An 18,553-nucleotide genomic window follows, 5' to 3' on the forward strand; every position below is an offset into this window, starting at 1 on the left:
TGAAGTTAACCATATCAAAATTCAAAACTGCCGTAGCATTGAAGATAGTATGGCGAGCGAATTAAATAACCTCAATCAATATCTGGAAAGAGAACCTATTTCAAGACCAACTTATATGAGCCCAAAATTACTTCTTCGTCTCGCCGCTGGTTTTATTTTAATTCATCTTCTGGGTCATTCGCTAGGCCACTTCACTTGGAAAGAAACAAAAGATCCGGTGAAGCAGGAAGTGATCAATCAAATGACCTCACACGACTTTCCATTTATGGGTGCATTGCGAAGTATGGGAGACTATTTTGAGGGATATAGCACGCTAATGTTTGTGGTGTACATCATGTCAATATGGCTGCTGCTCACAATTGCCAGCATGATTGAAAAACTGCCGTATCAAGCTGGTAAATTGTTGATACCCACTGGCTTTGCATATACTGTTTTCGGCGTCGTGGAAATCATCTACTTCTTTCCTTTTGCGGCAGGTATTAGTATGGGAGCCGGGCTGTTGATTGCGACCGCCGTTGTGTTTTTGAGGAGGTGAGATGATTTTAAAACAAGACGCCAAGCCAGCTAATTAGAGAATCAGATTAAATGCTCTTTTATCAAAAAACCCCGTTGCAAACGCTTAAACACTCAACTTCGATTCCAAATCGAAGTCAGTGCAAACAAAAATCGGACTTCTGAAAAGCCTAAGCTATTAAGAAATCCGATTTTTTGACCTTTAAATCTTATAATAATGCTGCACCAAAAACGCCGGCGCTGTCTCCCAATTTTGGTTTCAAAATCGGTGTAGTTACCGTCCCATTATTGAAAATATACTTTTTGATACGCTCATACCCTTCGGTATACAGCAAATCCACATTTCCCACTCCACCGCCAATTACGATGAGTCCAGGATCCAGTACGTTGATCAAAGTTGAAATTGCCTTGCCATAATATTCAAGCAACCGGTCGATCGTTTTGTCGGCAAATTCATTTCCGCCAGCTTTATATTGCTCTAGAATAGTCTTCATTGACTCTTTCGAACCGCTCACCTTTTCGTAGAAACGCTCCAATGCTGGCCCGGATATTACTTGCTCCACACAACCTGCTTTTCCACAATAACATGCGTCTCCATTTTCTTCCAGCACATTGTGCCCCCACTCTCCTCCAATTCCATGATGGCCACCAATGATTTGATTATGAACGACTAAGCCTCCACCAACTCCTGTTCCCATGATCACGCCGAAAACAACTTCGGCTTCAGGGTATTCTTTTCCTGCTCCCATCAGTGCTTCTGCCAAAGCAAAGCAATTGGCGTCATTGGCTAGTTTTACAGGCACACCTAACACGCGCTCCAGATCCGCTCCAAGAGGCTTCCCGTTCAGACATGTAGTATTCGAGTTTTTCATCAGATGAGTCGTCGGTTCAAGGACGCCCGGGGTGGCGAAACCCACTTTTGACGGCTGCTCCCCTATCTCTTCCGCAACTTCATCGATGAGTTTTTTTATTTGAGAAAGAATGTGATAATATCCTTTCGGGGATTCTGTCGGCAGTCGTCTCCTGGCTACTACCTGCATATCATTTTCAGAATCCAAAACGGCACATTCAATCTTTGTACCTCCTAAATCTATTCCCCAAAGTTTCATTCTATAAAAACACTTAAAATTTAATACGATTCTTTAATAAGCTAACTGACGTTTACTCAACTTTATAAAACTTATATCCGAACAAAAATATAACTGCATAGCAAATGATCGGCAGATAGTATGCATATGCCACATCGTGCTCTGCAACCGCCCCCATCGCAAATGGGAAAAGTGCTCCGCCAACAACTCCCATTGAGATAAATGAAGAAGCTTGTTGTGTATGTGCTCCCAGGTTTTTTAATCCCAGACTGAATATGGTCGGGAACATAATACTGAAAAAGAAATTCAGCATCAACAACGCGATGAATGAAGGCCAGCCAAGGCTTTGTGTAATGATAAGACACATTACAATATTACATGCTGCGAAGATGGCAAGGAGCGTGTGCGGTGCGATAAAACGCATCAGGAATGTACCCACAAAACGCCCGGTAAGCATCAAGACGAAAAAGAGGATCATATAGTTGCCGGCAACCGCATCTGTGAAACCCATCTTTTCATGCCCATAATTGATAAAGAATGCCCAGGTTCCGGCTTGAGCTGCCACGTTGAAAAACTGCGCTAAAACTGCCCATTTAAAATGTCTATGCTCAAAAAGACCTTTTTCAGGATGGGTATCAACATTGGCTGCTTCCGGATCGACAGTACCATGAGGATCGGTCAGAGCAGGTACTTTCACAAATGAGAATAAAACTGCAATCGTCGCGATTACACCACCAATTACGATATACAATGTTTTTACAGAGGTCAGATCCGTACTACCTTCTACATTATTTCTCAATAAAAAGTAAGAACCAACGGCAGGTCCGATGATGGTACCCAGCGCATTAAACGCCTGCGCAAAATTGATTCGCTGATCGCTGGTACGTTGATCGCCCAGAGAAGCTACAAAAGGGTGAGCCACAGTTTCCAAGGTGGAAAGGCCGCAACCCAGGATAAACAAGGCAGTTCCGAAAAATGGAAAAGAGGCCGCTGCGGCAGCGGGAACAAATAAAAACGCCCCTGAGGCAAACAGGCCCAGTCCGAGCAATACGCCGTTTTTATACCCGAACCGCTTCATGAATAATCCTGCGGGTATACCCATTACCCCGTATGCCCCGAAAATAGCAAATTGCACGAATGCAGACTGCGTTTTGGTAAGACTTAATACATGTTGAAAATGTTTGTTCAAAACATCTCCCATCGTGATGGCGATTCCCCAGAACATAAACAGGGAAGTCACAAAGATTAAAGTAATTAGGTATTTCTTGTCGGTAAATTTGGCAGGGGCCTTCGCGGCGCCCTGTGGGGGGGAAGAGGTCATGTTTAGGATTTTATATTATTAATTATTCTGTTTATTCTATTTCCCAAAGTGTAAAGTAGTAAAATTTAAAAACTGTTTCCAATCAAAGTTTTTTACATCGTGTCCGCCCGGGCGAATATGAAAACCTATCGGACCGTAAATTGGCTGATTAAGAGGCGGAAACGTTTTTCCTGTAAATCCCGTGGTACCCAAAAATTTGTAAATTTCACTCGAAGCCTTTGCCGTTTCAAACTCCCCTGGCGGATCTGCCATGCGATCATCCTCTGCCGTGGCGAGATATACCGGTCGAGGTGCTATGAGTGCCAACACAAAATGCTGGTCGAAAGGAAGGAGTGTATCCTTATCGATATAGTTCCGGAATGACTTCGCATACCAATGCGGAAAAACGGTGGAAAGTCTTTCGATATTTTCACCAATACCCCGCCGGAATTGCTTACCCCCACCCGCTCCCGACTCGTTACTCAGCACAGCCGCGAACCGTGTGTCGGTCGCTGCTGCCCACAATGCTGCTTTTCCCAAGCGAGAAAATCCAAAGGCGGCGATCATATTTTTGTCGATATCCTTATCCGTTTCCAGATAGTCCACCGCGCGGCTCATAGCCCACGCCCAGGCTGCCATTGTACTGAAATTGTCCTCGCGGTTTTGAAGTTCGGGATATAAGGTGTGCACACCTTTTGTAAACATTTCCTCTTTGCGATCTGAGGCAATTTCTTCGCGGTACATCGTGACCAGCGCAAAGCCCGCATCCAAAATGCTATCTACTGGCCACATGCTCGCGTTTACACCCCTGCATTTTTCAGTTGCTTTTCCATCAATTGCACACGGAAACATTTTGCTATTCTCTGTCCAGGCCTCGGTAAGCTTAATTCCCGGATCAGCATTCACAGCCTGATTTCCAATGAAGTTTATACCGACAATCGCAGGAACGGGATGTTTTGCTTTGTTTGGGATATATATCAGAAGATCGAACTCTGCTTCATGATCATTTACTTTCATATGTACCGTAACCTGCTTCCGAGTAGCCTTTCCGCCGAGTGCGTTCGGTTCATTGTCAAAAACGCGGAAGGTCATGTTCGCGGGACGGGCAGGTGATATGCCATACATCTCATGCGTCATAATCTCAAGAATCTCCTTCCGTCTTTTCTGCCAGTCGGCTTTCGAAGTCACCCTGCTCCCGTTATTAAAGATCATTATATCGGGTAACCTTTCGGAAGGTGGTAATTGGGCAAACAATGTCTGACTACAAAACAGCAGCACGAATAAACGGAGGCATATCTTCATCGAATTCTTTTTATTCTTCAAAGACAAGAAGAGTGGGATGTTACTTTAAAAATAGGATTTACCAAAATGGGAAGGAATGAGATATATTTTCTACATCCACCACACATCTCAACCATTAAAAATACAGTTTTCCCATACATCGGGGTTTTATTTCCTTTTGGCATCCCATTTGTATCCTTTCTTTCAAACAATCGTTTCACAAAACTCTTATACAATGGGAAATCTACTTTATACCATAGCAGTAATCCTGGTCATTCTATGGTTGATTGGTTATTTCGGATTCGCCAGCTTCGGCATGGGCAACGTTATACATATTCTACTAGTAATCGCAGTTATAGCCGTTATTTTACGCGTTATTCGCGGGGACAGGGTGGTCTGATATTGCATTTAATTTAAAAGAATACACACGCTATTACATTATATACACACTAATATTAGCCATTGAACTCGAGAAATCTGAACTAAAAACCATTTGAATAATTTAGTCAGCAATTCAATTTTTGAGATTCATAAAAAGTCAGTCTCCGGAATATTTTATTGGATGGCAGAAACAAGCATCTTTCAACAGGATGCTTGTTTTTTTTGTATTTTGCAGTATATAAAGAAAACCTCCCTTTACTAAAATTAAAAAAACTACACTACTATAAATGGAGAAATTGCTGATACTGTCCGACATTAACGGATTTTCCAACTGCGAATGGATCGATCGTTACTGCAAGGAATTACAATCTAAATTTGAAATAATACTCCTCAATTCACTTGAGCTTGCTGATATTGATTACCTAAAATTTACGCCCGACGAAATTCATGATAAAATGATCAAAGGCGGAATAAAAACCGCCGTAGATAATCTAACAAAAAACTACGAATTGGGACCAAATCTCTTGGGATTCAGCATTGGTGGAACCATCATTTGGAAAGCTATGCTGGGAAGAGCCAGCCCAACAAAGATAGTCTGCGTATCGTCGACGAGACTACGATTTGAGGTTGCGACGCCACATTGTCCCATATTCACATTATTCGGAAACCAGGACAACCTCCGTCCTGATGCAAACTGGTATAACGAGAAAAACCTTCAACGCAAAACTCTTCATGGCGACCATGATTTCTATAAAACAGAAAACGGTATAGAAGAGACAATAGTAGAGTTGAAACGGTTTTTAAAAGTTTGATGCGCCAAATTGCTATGTTGCTACAGATCCTGTTGGCTTGCTTTTTTTGTAACCTTTCTGTAATTTGATACATGCATGTTAGGGTCACAGCCGCAACCTCAGACCATATTTATGACACACGAAAAAATCTATAAAAGAGCAAACGGACTACGCGTAAAGGTATCTGTTTGGTTATACCTTCATCAAAATGTGACCAATTGGGGCTACCTTATTCATGTTAAGGAACCTACGTCTGAAACCTGGTTTGATCCGTTTTCTGATCCGGTATTTTTCGAGAAAATTAAAAGTTCAGATCATAAAACGCTGCATGAGAATATCATTTCGAAAAAGGAAATTCACCAGGCAAAAATTGAATTGTGGATGAAAATCAGGCCAGACTGATTATAGCTGATCCTTTAAAACCGACCATACATTTTCCGCCACAATTTTGTGTCCTTTCTCATTAGGATGAATTCCATCCTGAATATTAAGGCTTGGCTCACCACCAACACCTTCCAGCAAAAATGGAATGAAAGTCACATCATTTTTCTTTGCTAATTCCGGATATACTTTACGAAATTCCGAGGTATATTTCTGACCGATATTCGGCGGAATCTGCATACCGGCCAGAACTCTTTTTGCATTGGGATATTTGGCTTTTACTTTGTCCAGAATTTCCTGGAGGTTCTTTCTCGTGTCACTCACTGCAATTCCCCGAAGACCGTCATTTCCACCCAGTTCCAGAACGAACACATCCAGATGTTGCTTCAATAGCCAATCGATCCGGGCATTACCGCCAGCAGTGGTTTCTCCGCTCACACCTGCGTTGATTACTTTATAATTTAGCCGTAAAGAATCAATCCGCTTCTGGATCAGCCCGGCAAATGCGTCGGAAGGGTCATCAAGACCGTACCCGGCCGTCAGGCTATTCCCAAAAAAAACGATTACCTTTTTGGCACCAGCGGGCGAATCGGTCTTTTGTTTTACTTCGTCAGCATTATTAGAATCCTTTTTTTCATTTCCACATGCGCTCATGAAGAGTGCCATTGTCAATAATATATATAGAGAGCGGAGTCGTATCATTTTGGGGTGTTAGTTGTTGGCAGTTAGCTATTAGATTAGTCGGTTTTACGAATTGAAGGTTCTGAGAAGTCATACAAAGCAGGGCAAGATAAACGCAAAAGAACGCTAAGTTGACGATCCCATTGCGTACTTTACCTAGATTTTTTTGATTCGAGTATCGTTTGTAGGCAAGAGAGCTTTGTATAAAAAGCCATTTCTGGCCGGCCATATACTTGATTCTTCCTTTTGACCTATATTTTTTGTGATAATTAAAGGTTACATTCAAATTTACATAAACACGGTTGGTTAAGCTACCAACCGCTCATAAATCATCAAAACGAATAATTTAATGAATCATATACTAGACCTCCAGCAGGTTGGTAAAACGTACAAAAGCGGTTCGCGCTCTCTTGCCGTGTTGGAAGACATCAACCTTTCTGTTGAAGCCGGTTCTACAATATCCATCGTCGGACCATCGGGAAGTGGCAAAACTACATTACTAGGCCTCTGCGCTGGCCTTGACCGTGCTAGCACCGGCACTGTTGCTCTTCATGGAACGATACTCAATAATCTCAATGAAGATCAACTTGCCTCTGTCCGCAATGAATATGTCGGGTTTATTTTCCAAAATTTCCAGCTCCTGCCTACCCTCACTGCGCTTGAAAACGTAATGGTACCACTTGAGTTACGTGGTGAAAAGAATATCAAAGCACGGGCTATTGACCTTTTAGAAAAAGTCGGTCTGGCAGAAAGAGGACATCATTATCCCACCCAGCTGAGCGGCGGCGAACAACAACGGGTTTCGCTTGCCCGTGCTTTTTCAAATCGCCCACAAATACTTTTTGCAGATGAACCGACCGGAAATCTGGATGCTGAAACGAGCGAAAAGGTGGTCAAACTTATTTTCGAGCTCAACCGGGAAGCTGGAACCACGCTCGTACTCGTCACCCACGACCTTGATCTGGCGGCGAAAACCCAGCGGATTGTCCGAATTAAAGGAGGCAAAATCATTTCCGATACCTTAAACCAGTAAACGAGCCAAATTAGGAATGAAAAATTATAATATAAATTTCCCCTGGCTCCTTCAAATGGCTTGGCGCGATAGTCGTCGGAGCAGATCGCGGCTCTTTCTTTTTATCTCATCCATTATCCTCGGCATTGCCGCAGTCGTCGCTATTTTTTCTTTGGGAGACAATCTGCGTCAAAGCATCGACGATCAGGCTGCCACATTAATCGGAGCCGATCTTTCACTATATGGCAACCGACCTGTGGAAGGGAAAGTGAAGAAAATGGTTGACAGTTTGGGACAGGTAAGCTCAGAAGAACGGAGCTTTGCATCCATGGTATATTTTGTAAAAAATGGTGGAAACCGACTGGCGCAGGTAAAGGCACTACAAGGTGATTTCCCATATTATGGGAAGTTTGAAACTGTCCCGCTCGAAGCCAACACAACTTTTCGAACCAAAAAAGCGGCACTTGTTGACCAGACGTTGATGCTCCAATATCAGGCCAAGGTCGGTGATTCTGTAAAAATTGGTGAGGTAACTTTTGTCATCGACGGAATATTGGAAAAAGCTCCTGGTCAAAATGGGTTGACGAGCTCCATTGCGCCGACAGTGTATATCCCGATGCAATATCTGGACGCAACCGGTTTAATGCAAAAAGGCAGTCGTGTGGCATATCGCTATTACTTTAAATTTGCCCCCAAAACAAAAGTTGAAGAGCTCGTAAAAAAGCTGGAACCTCGTTTCGAAGCAGCAGATCTTGATTATAATACGATTGAAACCCAAAAGGAAAGTACTGGAAGGTCATTCAAAGATTTGACGCGCTTCCTGTCACTCGTTGGGTTCATTGCACTGCTTTTGGGTTGTATTGGTGTCGCCAGCGCAATTCATATCTATATCAAAGAAAAACTGAACAGCATTGCGATATTACGTTGTCTGGGCGTAAAACCGATTCAGGCATTCCTGATATACCTCATTCAAATCATTGGTATCGGGTTTATTGGTTCAGTGCTCGGCGTAATTTTAGGGGTCGTCATTCAACAATATCTGCCCGTCGTCATCAAAGAATTTCTACCCTTTGACCTGAATACCGATCTCTCCTGGATCGCCATCGGAGAAGGACTTTTAATCGGCACATTGGTTTCCATTCTGTTTGCGCTTCCTCCATTATTATCCATTCGCAAGATATCACCGTTAAATGTTTTGAGAAACGTCGCCGATGAGCCCACGCCGAAAGATCCATGGATATGGGGAACCTACTTCGTGATCCTCCTTTTCATTTATGGCTTCTCCTATTTGTTAACCGACGGCTTTGTTCAGGCACTTGCATTCACTTTAAGCATCGCAGGAGCATTTGTGATATTATATGGAATGGCGATTTTACTGATGTGGCTGGTTCGGAGAAATTTCCCGACCTCCTGGAGTTACCTATATCGTCAGGGACTGGCGAATTTATACCGACCTCATAATCAGACTGCTATTCTGATTGTCTCCATTGGTCTGGGAACCTCGCTGATATGTACCCTATTTTTTATACAGGATATTTTATTGGAGCGTGTACGACTATCGACCAGCGACGATCAACCCAATATCGTTTTGTTTGATATACAATCCTCTCAAAAAGAGGGAGTTATTTCCATCGCAAAATCTTTCCATATTCCTGTCAATCAAAATGTACCAATCGTGAACATGCGTTTGGAGGAGATCAACGGAAAAACAGCCGGCGACTTTCAAGGCGACTCAGCCGCGGAACAATCGAGACGTATTTTCGGGCGGGAATATCGCGTAACTTTCAGAGATTCAACCACTTCTTCAGAAACCGTTACGAAAGGTAAATGGCAGGGAGAATATGCATCAAAAGAAGCGCTGATACCCATTTCAATAGAAGAAGGCTTCGCCAAAAGAAGCCGTATTGAACTGGGTGACACGCTGGTGTTTAACGTCCAGGGAACGATGATGAATACAGTGGTTGCCAGCATGCGTGAAGTCAACTGGAGTGAAGTAAGGACGAATTTTCTGGTCGTGTTTCCAAAAGGTGTGTTGGAAGACGCGCCGCAGTTTCATGTCATGCTGACCCATGTTCCGAGTACGGCAGTGTCCGCACGATTTCAAAGTGCCATTGTTCGGCAATATCCCAATATCTCAGTAATCGACCTGGCATTGGTGCTAAAGGTATTGAACGAGATATTCACCAAAATAGGGTTTGCTATTCAGTTTATGGCTGGATTTAGTATCCTTACAGGCATTATCGTGTTGATCGCTTCGGTACTCATCAGTAAATATCAACGACTACAGGAAAGTGTATTGCTAAGAACGATCGGAGCAAGTCGCAGGCAGATATTTCTGATTACTGCTATGGAGTATCTCTTCCTCGGATTCCTGGCGGCATTTACAGGTATATTCATCTCTCTTATAGGAAGTTGGGCATTGGCGAAATTTAGTTTTGAGACGCAATTCAAACCGGCTTTCTTACCAACCGCGGGCATATTTGTGTTCGTCACCGCCTTAACCGTGATCATCGGGCTGGCCAATAGCCGTGGAATTTTAAATAGATCACCTTTGGATGTGCTGCGGCAGGACGTGTGAGAAATTCTCAAGTTTAAGATAAAACGGAAGTTTAATCTAACTGGTTGATACTGAAAGAGGCTCGATGCGGAAACGATCGAGCCTCTTTCGTTTTGGCAGCTTAATTGGAGAACTACTTGACCAAATTAACATTGGGGTAACAGTCAGAAACTATCTTCGCACGACCATTTACTCATCTTTTCACTCCAAAATGCCAAGCCGCTCCCGAATCCCTGTAAATGTTACAGATGTAAAAGTGCCCGAAAGTCACTCATCCAACCGCTTAAATTAATTTCAAACGTTTGCAAAAAATTTTCAAACGTTTGCACGAACCATCCACTATGTTATATTTTTTATTTTAATAATACAATTAGTATTCTTGTACGGAATTGCGCAGCTTCTATGCTTTTTTACTCACCAGGAATATCTATTAATTTTTTAACCAATAATCCACCTTTATGAACAGAACGTTGACTCAAGTAGTCAGGAACAGGGGATTTCAATGTCTGGCCTTATCCATGGTCTCAGTCATTGCAATTAGTCCTCAAGTTTTCGCTGACGCTCCAAGACCGGCCTTTCAGACGCAAACGCGATTGATAACAGCAGAGCAAACCACGCTGAAAGGAAAAGTTCTCATGGCATCTCAGGATGGTCTGCCGGGAGTAACTGTTATTATCAGTAATGTAGACGGCTCAAACAAGCAAGGAACGACCACAAATGAAAACGGAGATTTTTCATTCAGCAACCTCGAAACAGGCAGAACCTATAAATTTGAGTTCAGTTTTATCGGATATGAAAAGCAGTCGATCGATAGCTTTGTTTTAACAGAGCAGAACAAAAACTCGCTCTCGGTGACGCTTAAAGAGTCGGCCGCAGATCTTGCCGAAGTAGTCGTGGTCGGATATGGTACGTCCAATAAAAAAGATGTGACCGGATCGGTGAAGTCATTGAAAAGTGCCGAATTCAATAGTGGTATTATCAACTCGCCTGAGCAGCTCTTGCAAGGTAAGGTATCCGGTGTGAACGTTACGTCTTCCACAGGAGAACCTGGTGGTGCTCAGAATATTACGGTACGTGGCCCTGGTGGTATCCGTACCGGAAGCACGCCGCTCTTCGTGGTAGACGGTATGGCATTGGACAATAGCGCAACCGGCTCCGGCAATCCGCTTAACTTCCTCAACCCGTCAGATATCGAATCGATGGATGTGCTTAAGGATGCTTCCGCGACGGCTATTTATGGTGCACGGGGAGCGAATGGCGTTATCCTTATCACCACTAAGAAAGGAAAATCAGGCAAAGCATCCGTTAACTATTCGGGTAGCTTCGGTCTTTCTAAAATGGCCCGACCACTGGATCTGCTTACGGCGGATGAATTCCGCCAGGAAGTTCCAAAATTGGACGGTACTTTGATTGATGAAAAAGGAAATACCGACTGGCAGAAAGAGATTTCCCGCGTTGCTCAGACCCATAATCACAATATCTCCATGGGCGGAGGCACAGACAAATTGACTTACTATGGCTCGTTTGGTTCTCAGAAGCAAGAGGGTATTTTGAAAGGTAGCAATTTGGATCGATATACCGGCAGAATCAATTTGAGCCAGAAGCTGCTGAACGACCGTGTGACAGTTGATCTTAACCTGAATGCCACAAACACAAAGAATCAACGCCCTGTTTCCGATGATCTGAACGGAGCCAGTGGACTAGGTTTGATAGGCAGTGCCATATCCGCAAATCCAACCTATCCTGCCTACGATGCCGATGGAAATCCATACCAATATCCGGATGGAACAAATCCGCTGATCAGTCTGGCTTTGGACAAGGATGTAACCACAACCAATCGCGTCCTTGCAAGTATATCACCTTCTGTTAAAATCATTGAAGGATTAGTATACAAGCTTAATTTCGGGATCGACAATTCGACTTCGTCCCGCGATATTCAGAGACGTCCAAGTACTCAACCTTATATCGAGGGCCGTTTGGAAACAAGGGATAAGAAGAATACAAACCGTCTGATCGAAAATTATATCACTTATACTTTCAACAGCAAAGTTCATAGTTTCTCAATTTTAGCGGGGCATTCCTATCAGAAGATATTTGTTCAGGATCGAATGTACAGCATCAACAAATTTCCAATTTCGGATGTTGAGCCAATTTACAATCCGGGAACTGGGCAGGATTTGACGCTGATCAACAATAAGCCGACAGGGAGCGCGACAATCAATGAGTTGCAATCGTTTTTCTCACGTGCAACATATAGCTATAAAGACAAATATCTGGCGACTGCGACTGTCCGTGTCGACGGTTCCTCTAAATTCGGATCAAATAACAAGTACGGAACTTTCCCTTCATTCTCTTTGGGATGGAGAATCTCCGAAGAAAATTTCATGAAATCCACCCCTTTCAGCGATCTTAAACTTCGCGCTGGCTGGGGACGTACAGGGAATCAGGAAATTCCGGCAAAAATTACACAGGCTCGTTTTACGTCGGTTATTTCCGGAACTACAAGTTATCCGCTCGACAACGGCAGCACCTATCCGGCAGGAACAACCTATTCTCGCCTTGCCAACCCCGATATTCAGTGGGAAGTATCTGCTCAGTCCGACGTAGGCCTTGAGTTTGGTTTATTCAAAGGTGCTCTGAGTGGAGAAATTGACTATTTCAGCAAAACGTCACAAAAGATATTGCTTGAAGTGATTCCAGCTGATCCTGTTCAACCGGCAGGTACTTTCTGGACCAACGTGGACAATATGAAAATCATTAACCAGGGTCTGGAACTTGAATTGAACTATAGAAAAACGCTCGACAACGGTCTGCACTATTCACTGGGTGGTAATATAACATTTATCAAAAACGAGGTTAAGAATTCACCTTACACCGTAATTCCGTCGGGATCGGCTTCCGGGTCAGGACTTACTTCTGCAACTGTGAATGGATATCTGAACGGCCAACCTATCGGAACGTTCTATCTGAAAGAGTTTACCGGCTTTGATGACAAAGGAATCAGCACTTTCAAAGATACAGATGGTGACGGACTCATCACGGATAAAGACCGTATTGCAGCCGGATCTGCATTGCCAACCAAAATGTTCAATTTTAACGGAAACGTAAGCTATAAAGGCTTTGACCTAACCGCGAATTTCAATGGCGTGTCTGGAAACAAAGTATATGACAACACCGCCAATTCGAACTTTTATAAGCTACGTTTATCAAAAGGACTGAACGTTACGCATGAAGCAATCGAGAATCCAGAAGAATCGGTTAACAACTCCGCTCCTGTTTCGACAAGGTACCTGAAAGACGGTGCGTTCTTCAGATTGAACAACCTGGCACTCGGCTACAATTTCAATACCGCCAAACTTGGAATCAACGATTGGGTTCGCACCATCCGTCTATCGGTAACGGGTCAAAACTTATTCGTTGCAACGAAATACAACGGATATGACCCTGAGGTGAGCAACGACAGGTCAATCAACGGTATCACGTCTTACGGGATTGATTACCTGAGCTATCCAAAAGCAAGATCTGTAATCTTTGGTCTTAACATCGGTTTTTAACATTATTATCATGTACAAGAAATTACCATATATACTAACTGTTGCCGGCATGTTGTTCCTGACAAATGCCTGCACCGACCTGGAAGAACAAGTATTAGACGAAACCCTCAGTACAGATCTGACTGAAGATGAAAAGGCAAACGGGCTTATCGCTCCTGTTTATGCGCTTTTACCGTCTTTGTTCCAACATACGACCTACTTTGCGTTGCAGGAAATATCTACCGATGAAGCTATTCTGCCATACCGTGGCGGTACTGACTGGGGCGACAATGGTATCTACCTCGCTTTACACGGGCATACTTCGACCAGTACCGACCCGAACATCAGGAATACCTGGGGCTTCCTGACACAAGGTATATCAAGATGCCTTACAGCAATTACATCTTTGAAAGGCTCTACCCAAACCAACGCTGCGCTATACCTGGCAGAAGCCCGGGCAATGAGAGCTTATTATAACCTCGTTACGCTGGATCTTTTCGGTATTGCATTTATAAAGGAAGATCCCGGTACAACGTCGACGATTGTTAGAGGTGCTGACGCCGTTGCATATATCGAAAGCGAACTTTTGGCGGCTGAACCGGCACTATCCAACAAAGCGGCGGTAGGCTCTGGACGTATGACAAAAGCTGCTGTTTATGGTTTGCTGGCCAGATTGTATCTCAATTCGACAGTGTACAAGAACATTTACAATACCGGACAATTTGCTTTCGATGCTGCCGATATGGACAAAGTGATCCAGTATACTGACAAGATTATCAGTTCTGGTGAGTATTCTTTGTCGCCAGATTATTTTTCAATTTTTGGAAATGACAACCATACCAACTCCGAATTAATCTTTGCAGTGGATCAGAGGCCAGACCTGAACGGACACAACCGTATGGCCTATTTCTCTCTGTCAGGTGACCAGTTCCCCCTGGCGGCATATCCTGCAGCAAATGGTACTGACGGACCTGCCATCACACCTGATTTTTACCAATCATGGGTTTCAGCATATGGCGCCGTAGATCCGAAACGTGATCCACGTTTTTATCAGGAAAACATGTCTGTATATTCCAATGCAGCTGACACATGTATCACCGACGCGACCTACAAGATCAACAGGGGTATTCTTCGCGGACAACAATATGGTGCGATTCGCGTAAATGGTGTATTCCTAAGATGCCCGGATGGAAAGTTGAAGGTTGGAAAACTGACCAATCTCTCTAGAAACCGTGCAGACTTACCAGTAATTTTTACCGAACAAGTTGACTTCACCACCGCTGGAAGTGGCTACAGCTCGGGATATCGTGTTGAGAAATACGAGTTTAGCACCGCATCCACTTCTGGCAGAAACATGGGCCAGGCAGATATCTCAATTCTACGTTTGGCGGATATTTACATGATGCGCGCAGAAGCGAAACTTCGTAAAAGTAATGACGCCGCGGGTGCTTTGGCCGATGTAAATATTGTGCGCGCAGCTCGTACAGCGACCCTTGCTCCTCCGCCTTTGACTTCTATTGATCTGGATTTACTTTTCCGTGAACGTGGGTTTGAATTCTACTGGGAAATGTTACGTCGTTCAGATATGATTCGGTTTAATAAGTACGAAGGCAAATGGACTGAAAAGACTAACAATGATGTAAAAAAACGGATATTCCCGATACCGCAAACTGCTATCGACGGAGCATCAAACCTTCCCGGGTATTTGGTGCAGAATGCTGGGTACTAGAAGATTATGCAGTCAATATTTGTCAGGCATTGGCCGAGGACGCCTAGACGTTTCATTGACCATGTAAAATATATTGCTTGGAAATCCTGATTTAACGACGTAAATCGTCAAGTGTTATTGAATTAAAAATCGCCTGAGAGCTGCAAAACTCTCAGGCGATTTTTTTGTTTTCTCCGAATGCAATTTTCAAGATAATTAACGCTTCCTCCTGAACTGAGGCGGTTGTACGTAGAACTCGGCAGTGAAAGTTAAACCGGAGTTGTTGACAGGCGTAGCTCCATGAACTAATTTATTAGTGAGCATTTTTCGATATCCACCGAAAATCTCAAAACCAGCAGAGTTACCAAGCTTTTTGTTATAAGACATACCCATATCGACATCAACTCTTCTGCATACCCCCAGCCCACCGTCCAAAGGATTCTTGATATAATATGTTCTGGTAACGGATTCAGCCTTCAGATTCAGAATGCCAGTCGCCGATAAATTTTTTCTTAGCGCAAAACTCTTTGGCAACATTAACTCAATTCCTAAATTATCCGAAAAATTGTAGTTAAAAATGAAAGCGGGAAGTACGGTGACCTTGTAGCTTTTATTAATCAATACTCCAAAACCAGCCTCCTTGTTATCAGAATATCTTTTTAAATAAGCTGTGGAAAAGGTATAGTTCAACGGTATTTGTTTGTTCGTCAGATCGGCGTAATTGCCGCTTTTGTTAAAATTGGATGACAATACAAGCCACGAGGAGCTGTTCAGTGTCACCAAAGCCCGGATATCAACCCCGTACGTCCTCAATTTCCAGTTCGCCAAATCCGGTATCGGATTTTCTCCGCCACTTTTTAGCTCCCATTTCTCCGTTCGATAATGAGGACCTAATATCACAGTCAATTTCTCCTTCTTAAAAACAGGAAGCCAGGCTCTTACATATAGCTCCTCTTGGGTAAAGGTTTTCACACCTTTATTATCGAAATCATAGGCTCTGCCAAATGCGTGGGTATTTTTAAATGTAATCCATTGCGAAGGCGAAGTTCCCTTCAGACCAGGTTTTAAAGCCTGACACAGCGCCGCGAGAGGACAGCCTAAACACAACAGAAAGACGCGAAGTCTAAGAAATAGTGTAAACCCCATAAAACAATTGAATTCCCAAAATCCAGACAAAACCTACCTACAACTTTTCACCCAATTCACTACACCCAACTTCGCTCCGCAATTTCTCGCTTAGCCTGTGTAACCAGAATTTCGGTGACTTTAGTTCCCTCTACATTTACCGCCATTTATACTAAACTTATTTTAAAACTAATTCGCAATCATTCTACATTTACATGTAACAACATTAATTCGATTGAAAAACATTCAAATTGAATCAACTAAAATGTCCTTCTTTTATTGCTTATTTTTCGTCACATAAAAGCAAATAATCCTCTCGAATCAAAAGAAATTTTTATTGAGAAAATTAGACATATAGTCCTGTATATCAATTAGTTATATCGAAAAAAGCAATATGGTAGAATAGTTATTACAGAAAAAACACTTTATTAATTTAAATTTTAAAACTATTTCTATTAATTATGCATTAAAATTGAGATCAGATTTTAAAAGGTGTTTATATATAAAGGTTTTAATAGTGGGTTATAATAATTCAGAAAACCTATAGAAATTTCTATAGGTTTTTTTTATTCCTTCTAACCGAAGTAGTCATGTTATTACAAAGAGTCGTTTTGGTTAGCATAATCCAGTTAATTTGTGTTGGTAAGCGCCGATCTAGTCTGAGCCAAGGTCTTGTATTTCAATAAAAATATAACTGTTTATTATTAGCAGCCCCGCGAACCAGACGCATAAAATGATCGCCCAAACGGGATGTCCTAGTGCCAGATCCAAGGAGATTCTTGTGAAAGTTTCCATTGCTGAAATTCATTTTATTAACTTTTTTTGGTCTAGACGTTAATAAAGTGTGATCGTCACAAACAAAACTAGCATAACTCAATAATCCTCAGAACATTATACACGCAGATGACGCGGGTAGCATATTGCTACACCGCGTTCCCTTTTTCAGGGTGTCCAGCTGAACTCGTTGTCAGACAAAAGCTTCAACCCTATCCCAAATTTTTGAATTGATCCATGGTAGTCGGCTATCGGCCACGAGCAGCACAAACCGGATAAGGATATACGGATATTTCCAGCGGTCTTTCTTTTCCGACAGTGGTTGTAATTGTTGCCCTCACATTGGAACAGATTCGTTGCACATTTAAAAGCTAACAATAACATCATGACGGACATCACGAATAGCTAAAGCACTCCATCGTGAATTTAATATTATAGAAAAAACTAAAGCCCGGCTTTCCCGGGCTTCTAAATAAACATAGTCTGAGTGAAGTCATTATTTGACTTCTGACCCAGGCAGAAATATATATTTGTCGTTTAAAAAAGCGGCGACCCAAATCAAAACCATCGGCAGTAGCGGATGTGAGATATCTGCTCCGTGAGAAAGGTCGGTCGCCATGGCGCCAGCAAAATAGCAGCACAGAAGAATAAAACCGATTTTTCGGGTCAGAGGGTAAGCAAACAGGAGTGCGAAAACGATTTCCATGATACCAAGAAGTGCTATATGGTCTCCCACTCCATACGACGTGAGCATCTTTACTACATCAGGATTGGCCGTTAATTTCATAATACCACTGAAAATGACCAGTAGGGAGGCAATGGCAGTGAACGCAATAACAGCGATTTTCTTTGCTTTCATAATAGACGTTAGATTAAGTAATTGAGCTTACAAAAATATCGTATATTCGCTTACATTTTGTTAGCAGTAACCAAAAGGTAAGTGCGTTCAATCATCATAGTAACTATCAATTAAGAAAGTGTTTTCAGAAAAAAAGAAACCCACAGCGCATCAGTGTGTCGCCAGCCTCAATGCTGTCGGAGATGCAATATATGCAGTCGGAGGAAAATGGAAATTAAGGATCATCGTAGCGCTCTCGTCAGGCAATATGCGATTCAACGACCTGCAGCGTGTCGTAACAGGGATCTCCGCCAGAGTACTCTCCAATGAACTTAAGGATATGGAAATGAACGGATTTTTAAAGCGGCACGTCAACACAGGATACCCGGTAACGATTGAATACGAACTTACGTCTTATTGCCAAACATTAGAGAAGGTGATAGAGTCACTGAGCGAATGGGGAATGATGCATCGGGAAAAAATAATGAAAGGAGAATTGCCGGAGCCAAATCACGATATTTTACAATGATCTTGCGAAGTGAGCTACGGTTTATCAGTCGTCAGTATTCGTTAAAACTGACGACCAACGG

Annotated in this window: 15 protein-coding genes; 9 read left to right on the plus strand and 6 right to left on the minus strand. The window is 42.8% G+C overall.

What is annotated here, in order from left to right; all coding sequences use genetic code 11:
- Positions 1-49 precede the first annotated feature (49 nt).
- On the plus strand, positions 50-535 hold the full coding sequence (locus AC1XUD_RS04100) for an LIC_13387 family protein (protein WP_483359688.1): 486 nt from the start codon (positions 50-52) through the stop codon (positions 533-535).
- Positions 536-722: 187 nt separating this feature from the next.
- On the opposite strand, the gene AC1XUD_RS04105 is transcribed toward AC1XUD_RS04100, so the two are convergent.
- From AC1XUD_RS04105 to AC1XUD_RS04115, 3 genes are read right to left on the minus strand one after another with little or no spacing between them, the layout of a single operon-like run.
- Positions 723-1,622, minus strand: a complete 900-nt coding sequence (locus AC1XUD_RS04105) for an ROK family protein (RefSeq protein WP_483359689.1) — start codon at positions 1,620-1,622, stop codon at positions 723-725.
- Between the two features lie 52 nt (positions 1,623-1,674).
- Positions 1,675-2,922, minus strand: coding sequence for an L-fucose:H+ symporter permease (gene fucP / locus AC1XUD_RS04110; RefSeq protein WP_483359690.1), 1,248 nt, complete (start codon positions 2,920-2,922; stop codon positions 1,675-1,677).
- A gap of 36 nt (positions 2,923-2,958) precedes the next feature.
- Positions 2,959-4,113 carry a glucuronyl esterase domain-containing protein gene (locus tag AC1XUD_RS04115; RefSeq protein ID WP_483359691.1) on the minus strand — a complete coding sequence of 385 codons (1,155 nt, stop codon included), beginning with the start codon at positions 4,111-4,113 and terminating at the stop codon, positions 2,959-2,961.
- Positions 4,114-4,417: 304 nt separating this feature from the next.
- On the opposite strand from AC1XUD_RS04115, the gene AC1XUD_RS04120 reads away from it, so the two are divergent.
- The 3 genes from AC1XUD_RS04120 (at position 4,418) to AC1XUD_RS04130 (ending at position 5,756) form a co-directional block, all read left to right on the plus strand.
- Entirely contained in the window at positions 4,418-4,582 is a 165-nt protein-coding gene (locus AC1XUD_RS04120; RefSeq protein ID WP_483359692.1) for a lmo0937 family membrane protein, read from the plus strand.
- Between the two features lie 268 nt (positions 4,583-4,850).
- Positions 4,851-5,375 carry a hypothetical protein gene (locus tag AC1XUD_RS04125; protein WP_483359693.1) on the plus strand — a complete coding sequence of 175 codons (525 nt, stop codon included), beginning with the start codon at positions 4,851-4,853 and terminating at the stop codon, positions 5,373-5,375.
- A 111-nt stretch (positions 5,376-5,486) separates the two neighbouring features.
- Positions 5,487-5,756 carry a hypothetical protein gene (locus tag AC1XUD_RS04130; RefSeq protein WP_483359694.1) on the plus strand — a complete coding sequence of 90 codons (270 nt, stop codon included), beginning with the start codon at positions 5,487-5,489 and terminating at the stop codon, positions 5,754-5,756.
- On the opposite strand, the gene AC1XUD_RS04135 is transcribed toward AC1XUD_RS04130, so the two are convergent.
- A complete protein-coding gene (locus AC1XUD_RS04135) occupies positions 5,757-6,437 on the minus strand; it encodes an arylesterase (RefSeq protein WP_483359695.1) in 681 nt (226 codons plus the stop codon).
- A gap of 328 nt (positions 6,438-6,765) precedes the next feature.
- Between AC1XUD_RS04135 and AC1XUD_RS04140 the strand changes: the two genes are divergently transcribed.
- The 4 genes from AC1XUD_RS04140 (at position 6,766) to AC1XUD_RS04155 (ending at position 15,247) form a co-directional block, all read left to right on the plus strand.
- Entirely contained in the window at positions 6,766-7,449 is a 684-nt protein-coding gene (locus AC1XUD_RS04140) for an ABC transporter ATP-binding protein (RefSeq protein WP_483359696.1), read from the plus strand.
- Between the two features lie 16 nt (positions 7,450-7,465).
- Positions 7,466-10,006: an ABC transporter permease gene (locus AC1XUD_RS04145; RefSeq protein ID WP_483359697.1), complete on the plus strand. Its 2,541-nt coding sequence runs from the start codon at positions 7,466-7,468 to the stop codon at positions 10,004-10,006.
- 437 nt (positions 10,007-10,443) lie between these two features.
- Positions 10,444-13,539 (plus strand): SusC/RagA family TonB-linked outer membrane protein, encoded by a 3,096-nt coding sequence (locus tag AC1XUD_RS04150; RefSeq protein WP_483359698.1) that lies wholly within the window; start codon positions 10,444-10,446, stop codon positions 13,537-13,539.
- Between the two features lie 10 nt (positions 13,540-13,549).
- Positions 13,550-15,247 carry a RagB/SusD family nutrient uptake outer membrane protein gene (locus AC1XUD_RS04155; protein WP_483359699.1) on the plus strand — a complete coding sequence of 566 codons (1,698 nt, stop codon included), beginning with the start codon at positions 13,550-13,552 and terminating at the stop codon, positions 15,245-15,247.
- A gap of 195 nt (positions 15,248-15,442) precedes the next feature.
- Here the strand turns inward: AC1XUD_RS04155 and AC1XUD_RS04160 are convergent, their stop codons facing one another.
- Positions 15,443-16,372, minus strand: coding sequence for a DUF6268 family outer membrane beta-barrel protein (locus tag AC1XUD_RS04160; RefSeq protein WP_483359700.1), 930 nt, complete (start codon positions 16,370-16,372; stop codon positions 15,443-15,445).
- A gap of 1,249 nt (positions 16,373-17,621) precedes the next feature.
- Entirely contained in the window at positions 17,622-17,984 is a 363-nt protein-coding gene (locus AC1XUD_RS04165; RefSeq protein WP_483359701.1) for a DoxX family protein, read from the minus strand.
- A gap of 118 nt (positions 17,985-18,102) precedes the next feature.
- On the opposite strand from AC1XUD_RS04165, the gene AC1XUD_RS04170 reads away from it, so the two are divergent.
- Positions 18,103-18,492, plus strand: coding sequence for a winged helix-turn-helix transcriptional regulator (locus AC1XUD_RS04170; protein ID WP_483359702.1), 390 nt, complete (start codon positions 18,103-18,105; stop codon positions 18,490-18,492).
- Positions 18,493-18,553: the final 61 nt, after the last annotated feature.

This window comes from Dyadobacter sp. HNCC25DJ184 (genome assembly GCF_056895215.1).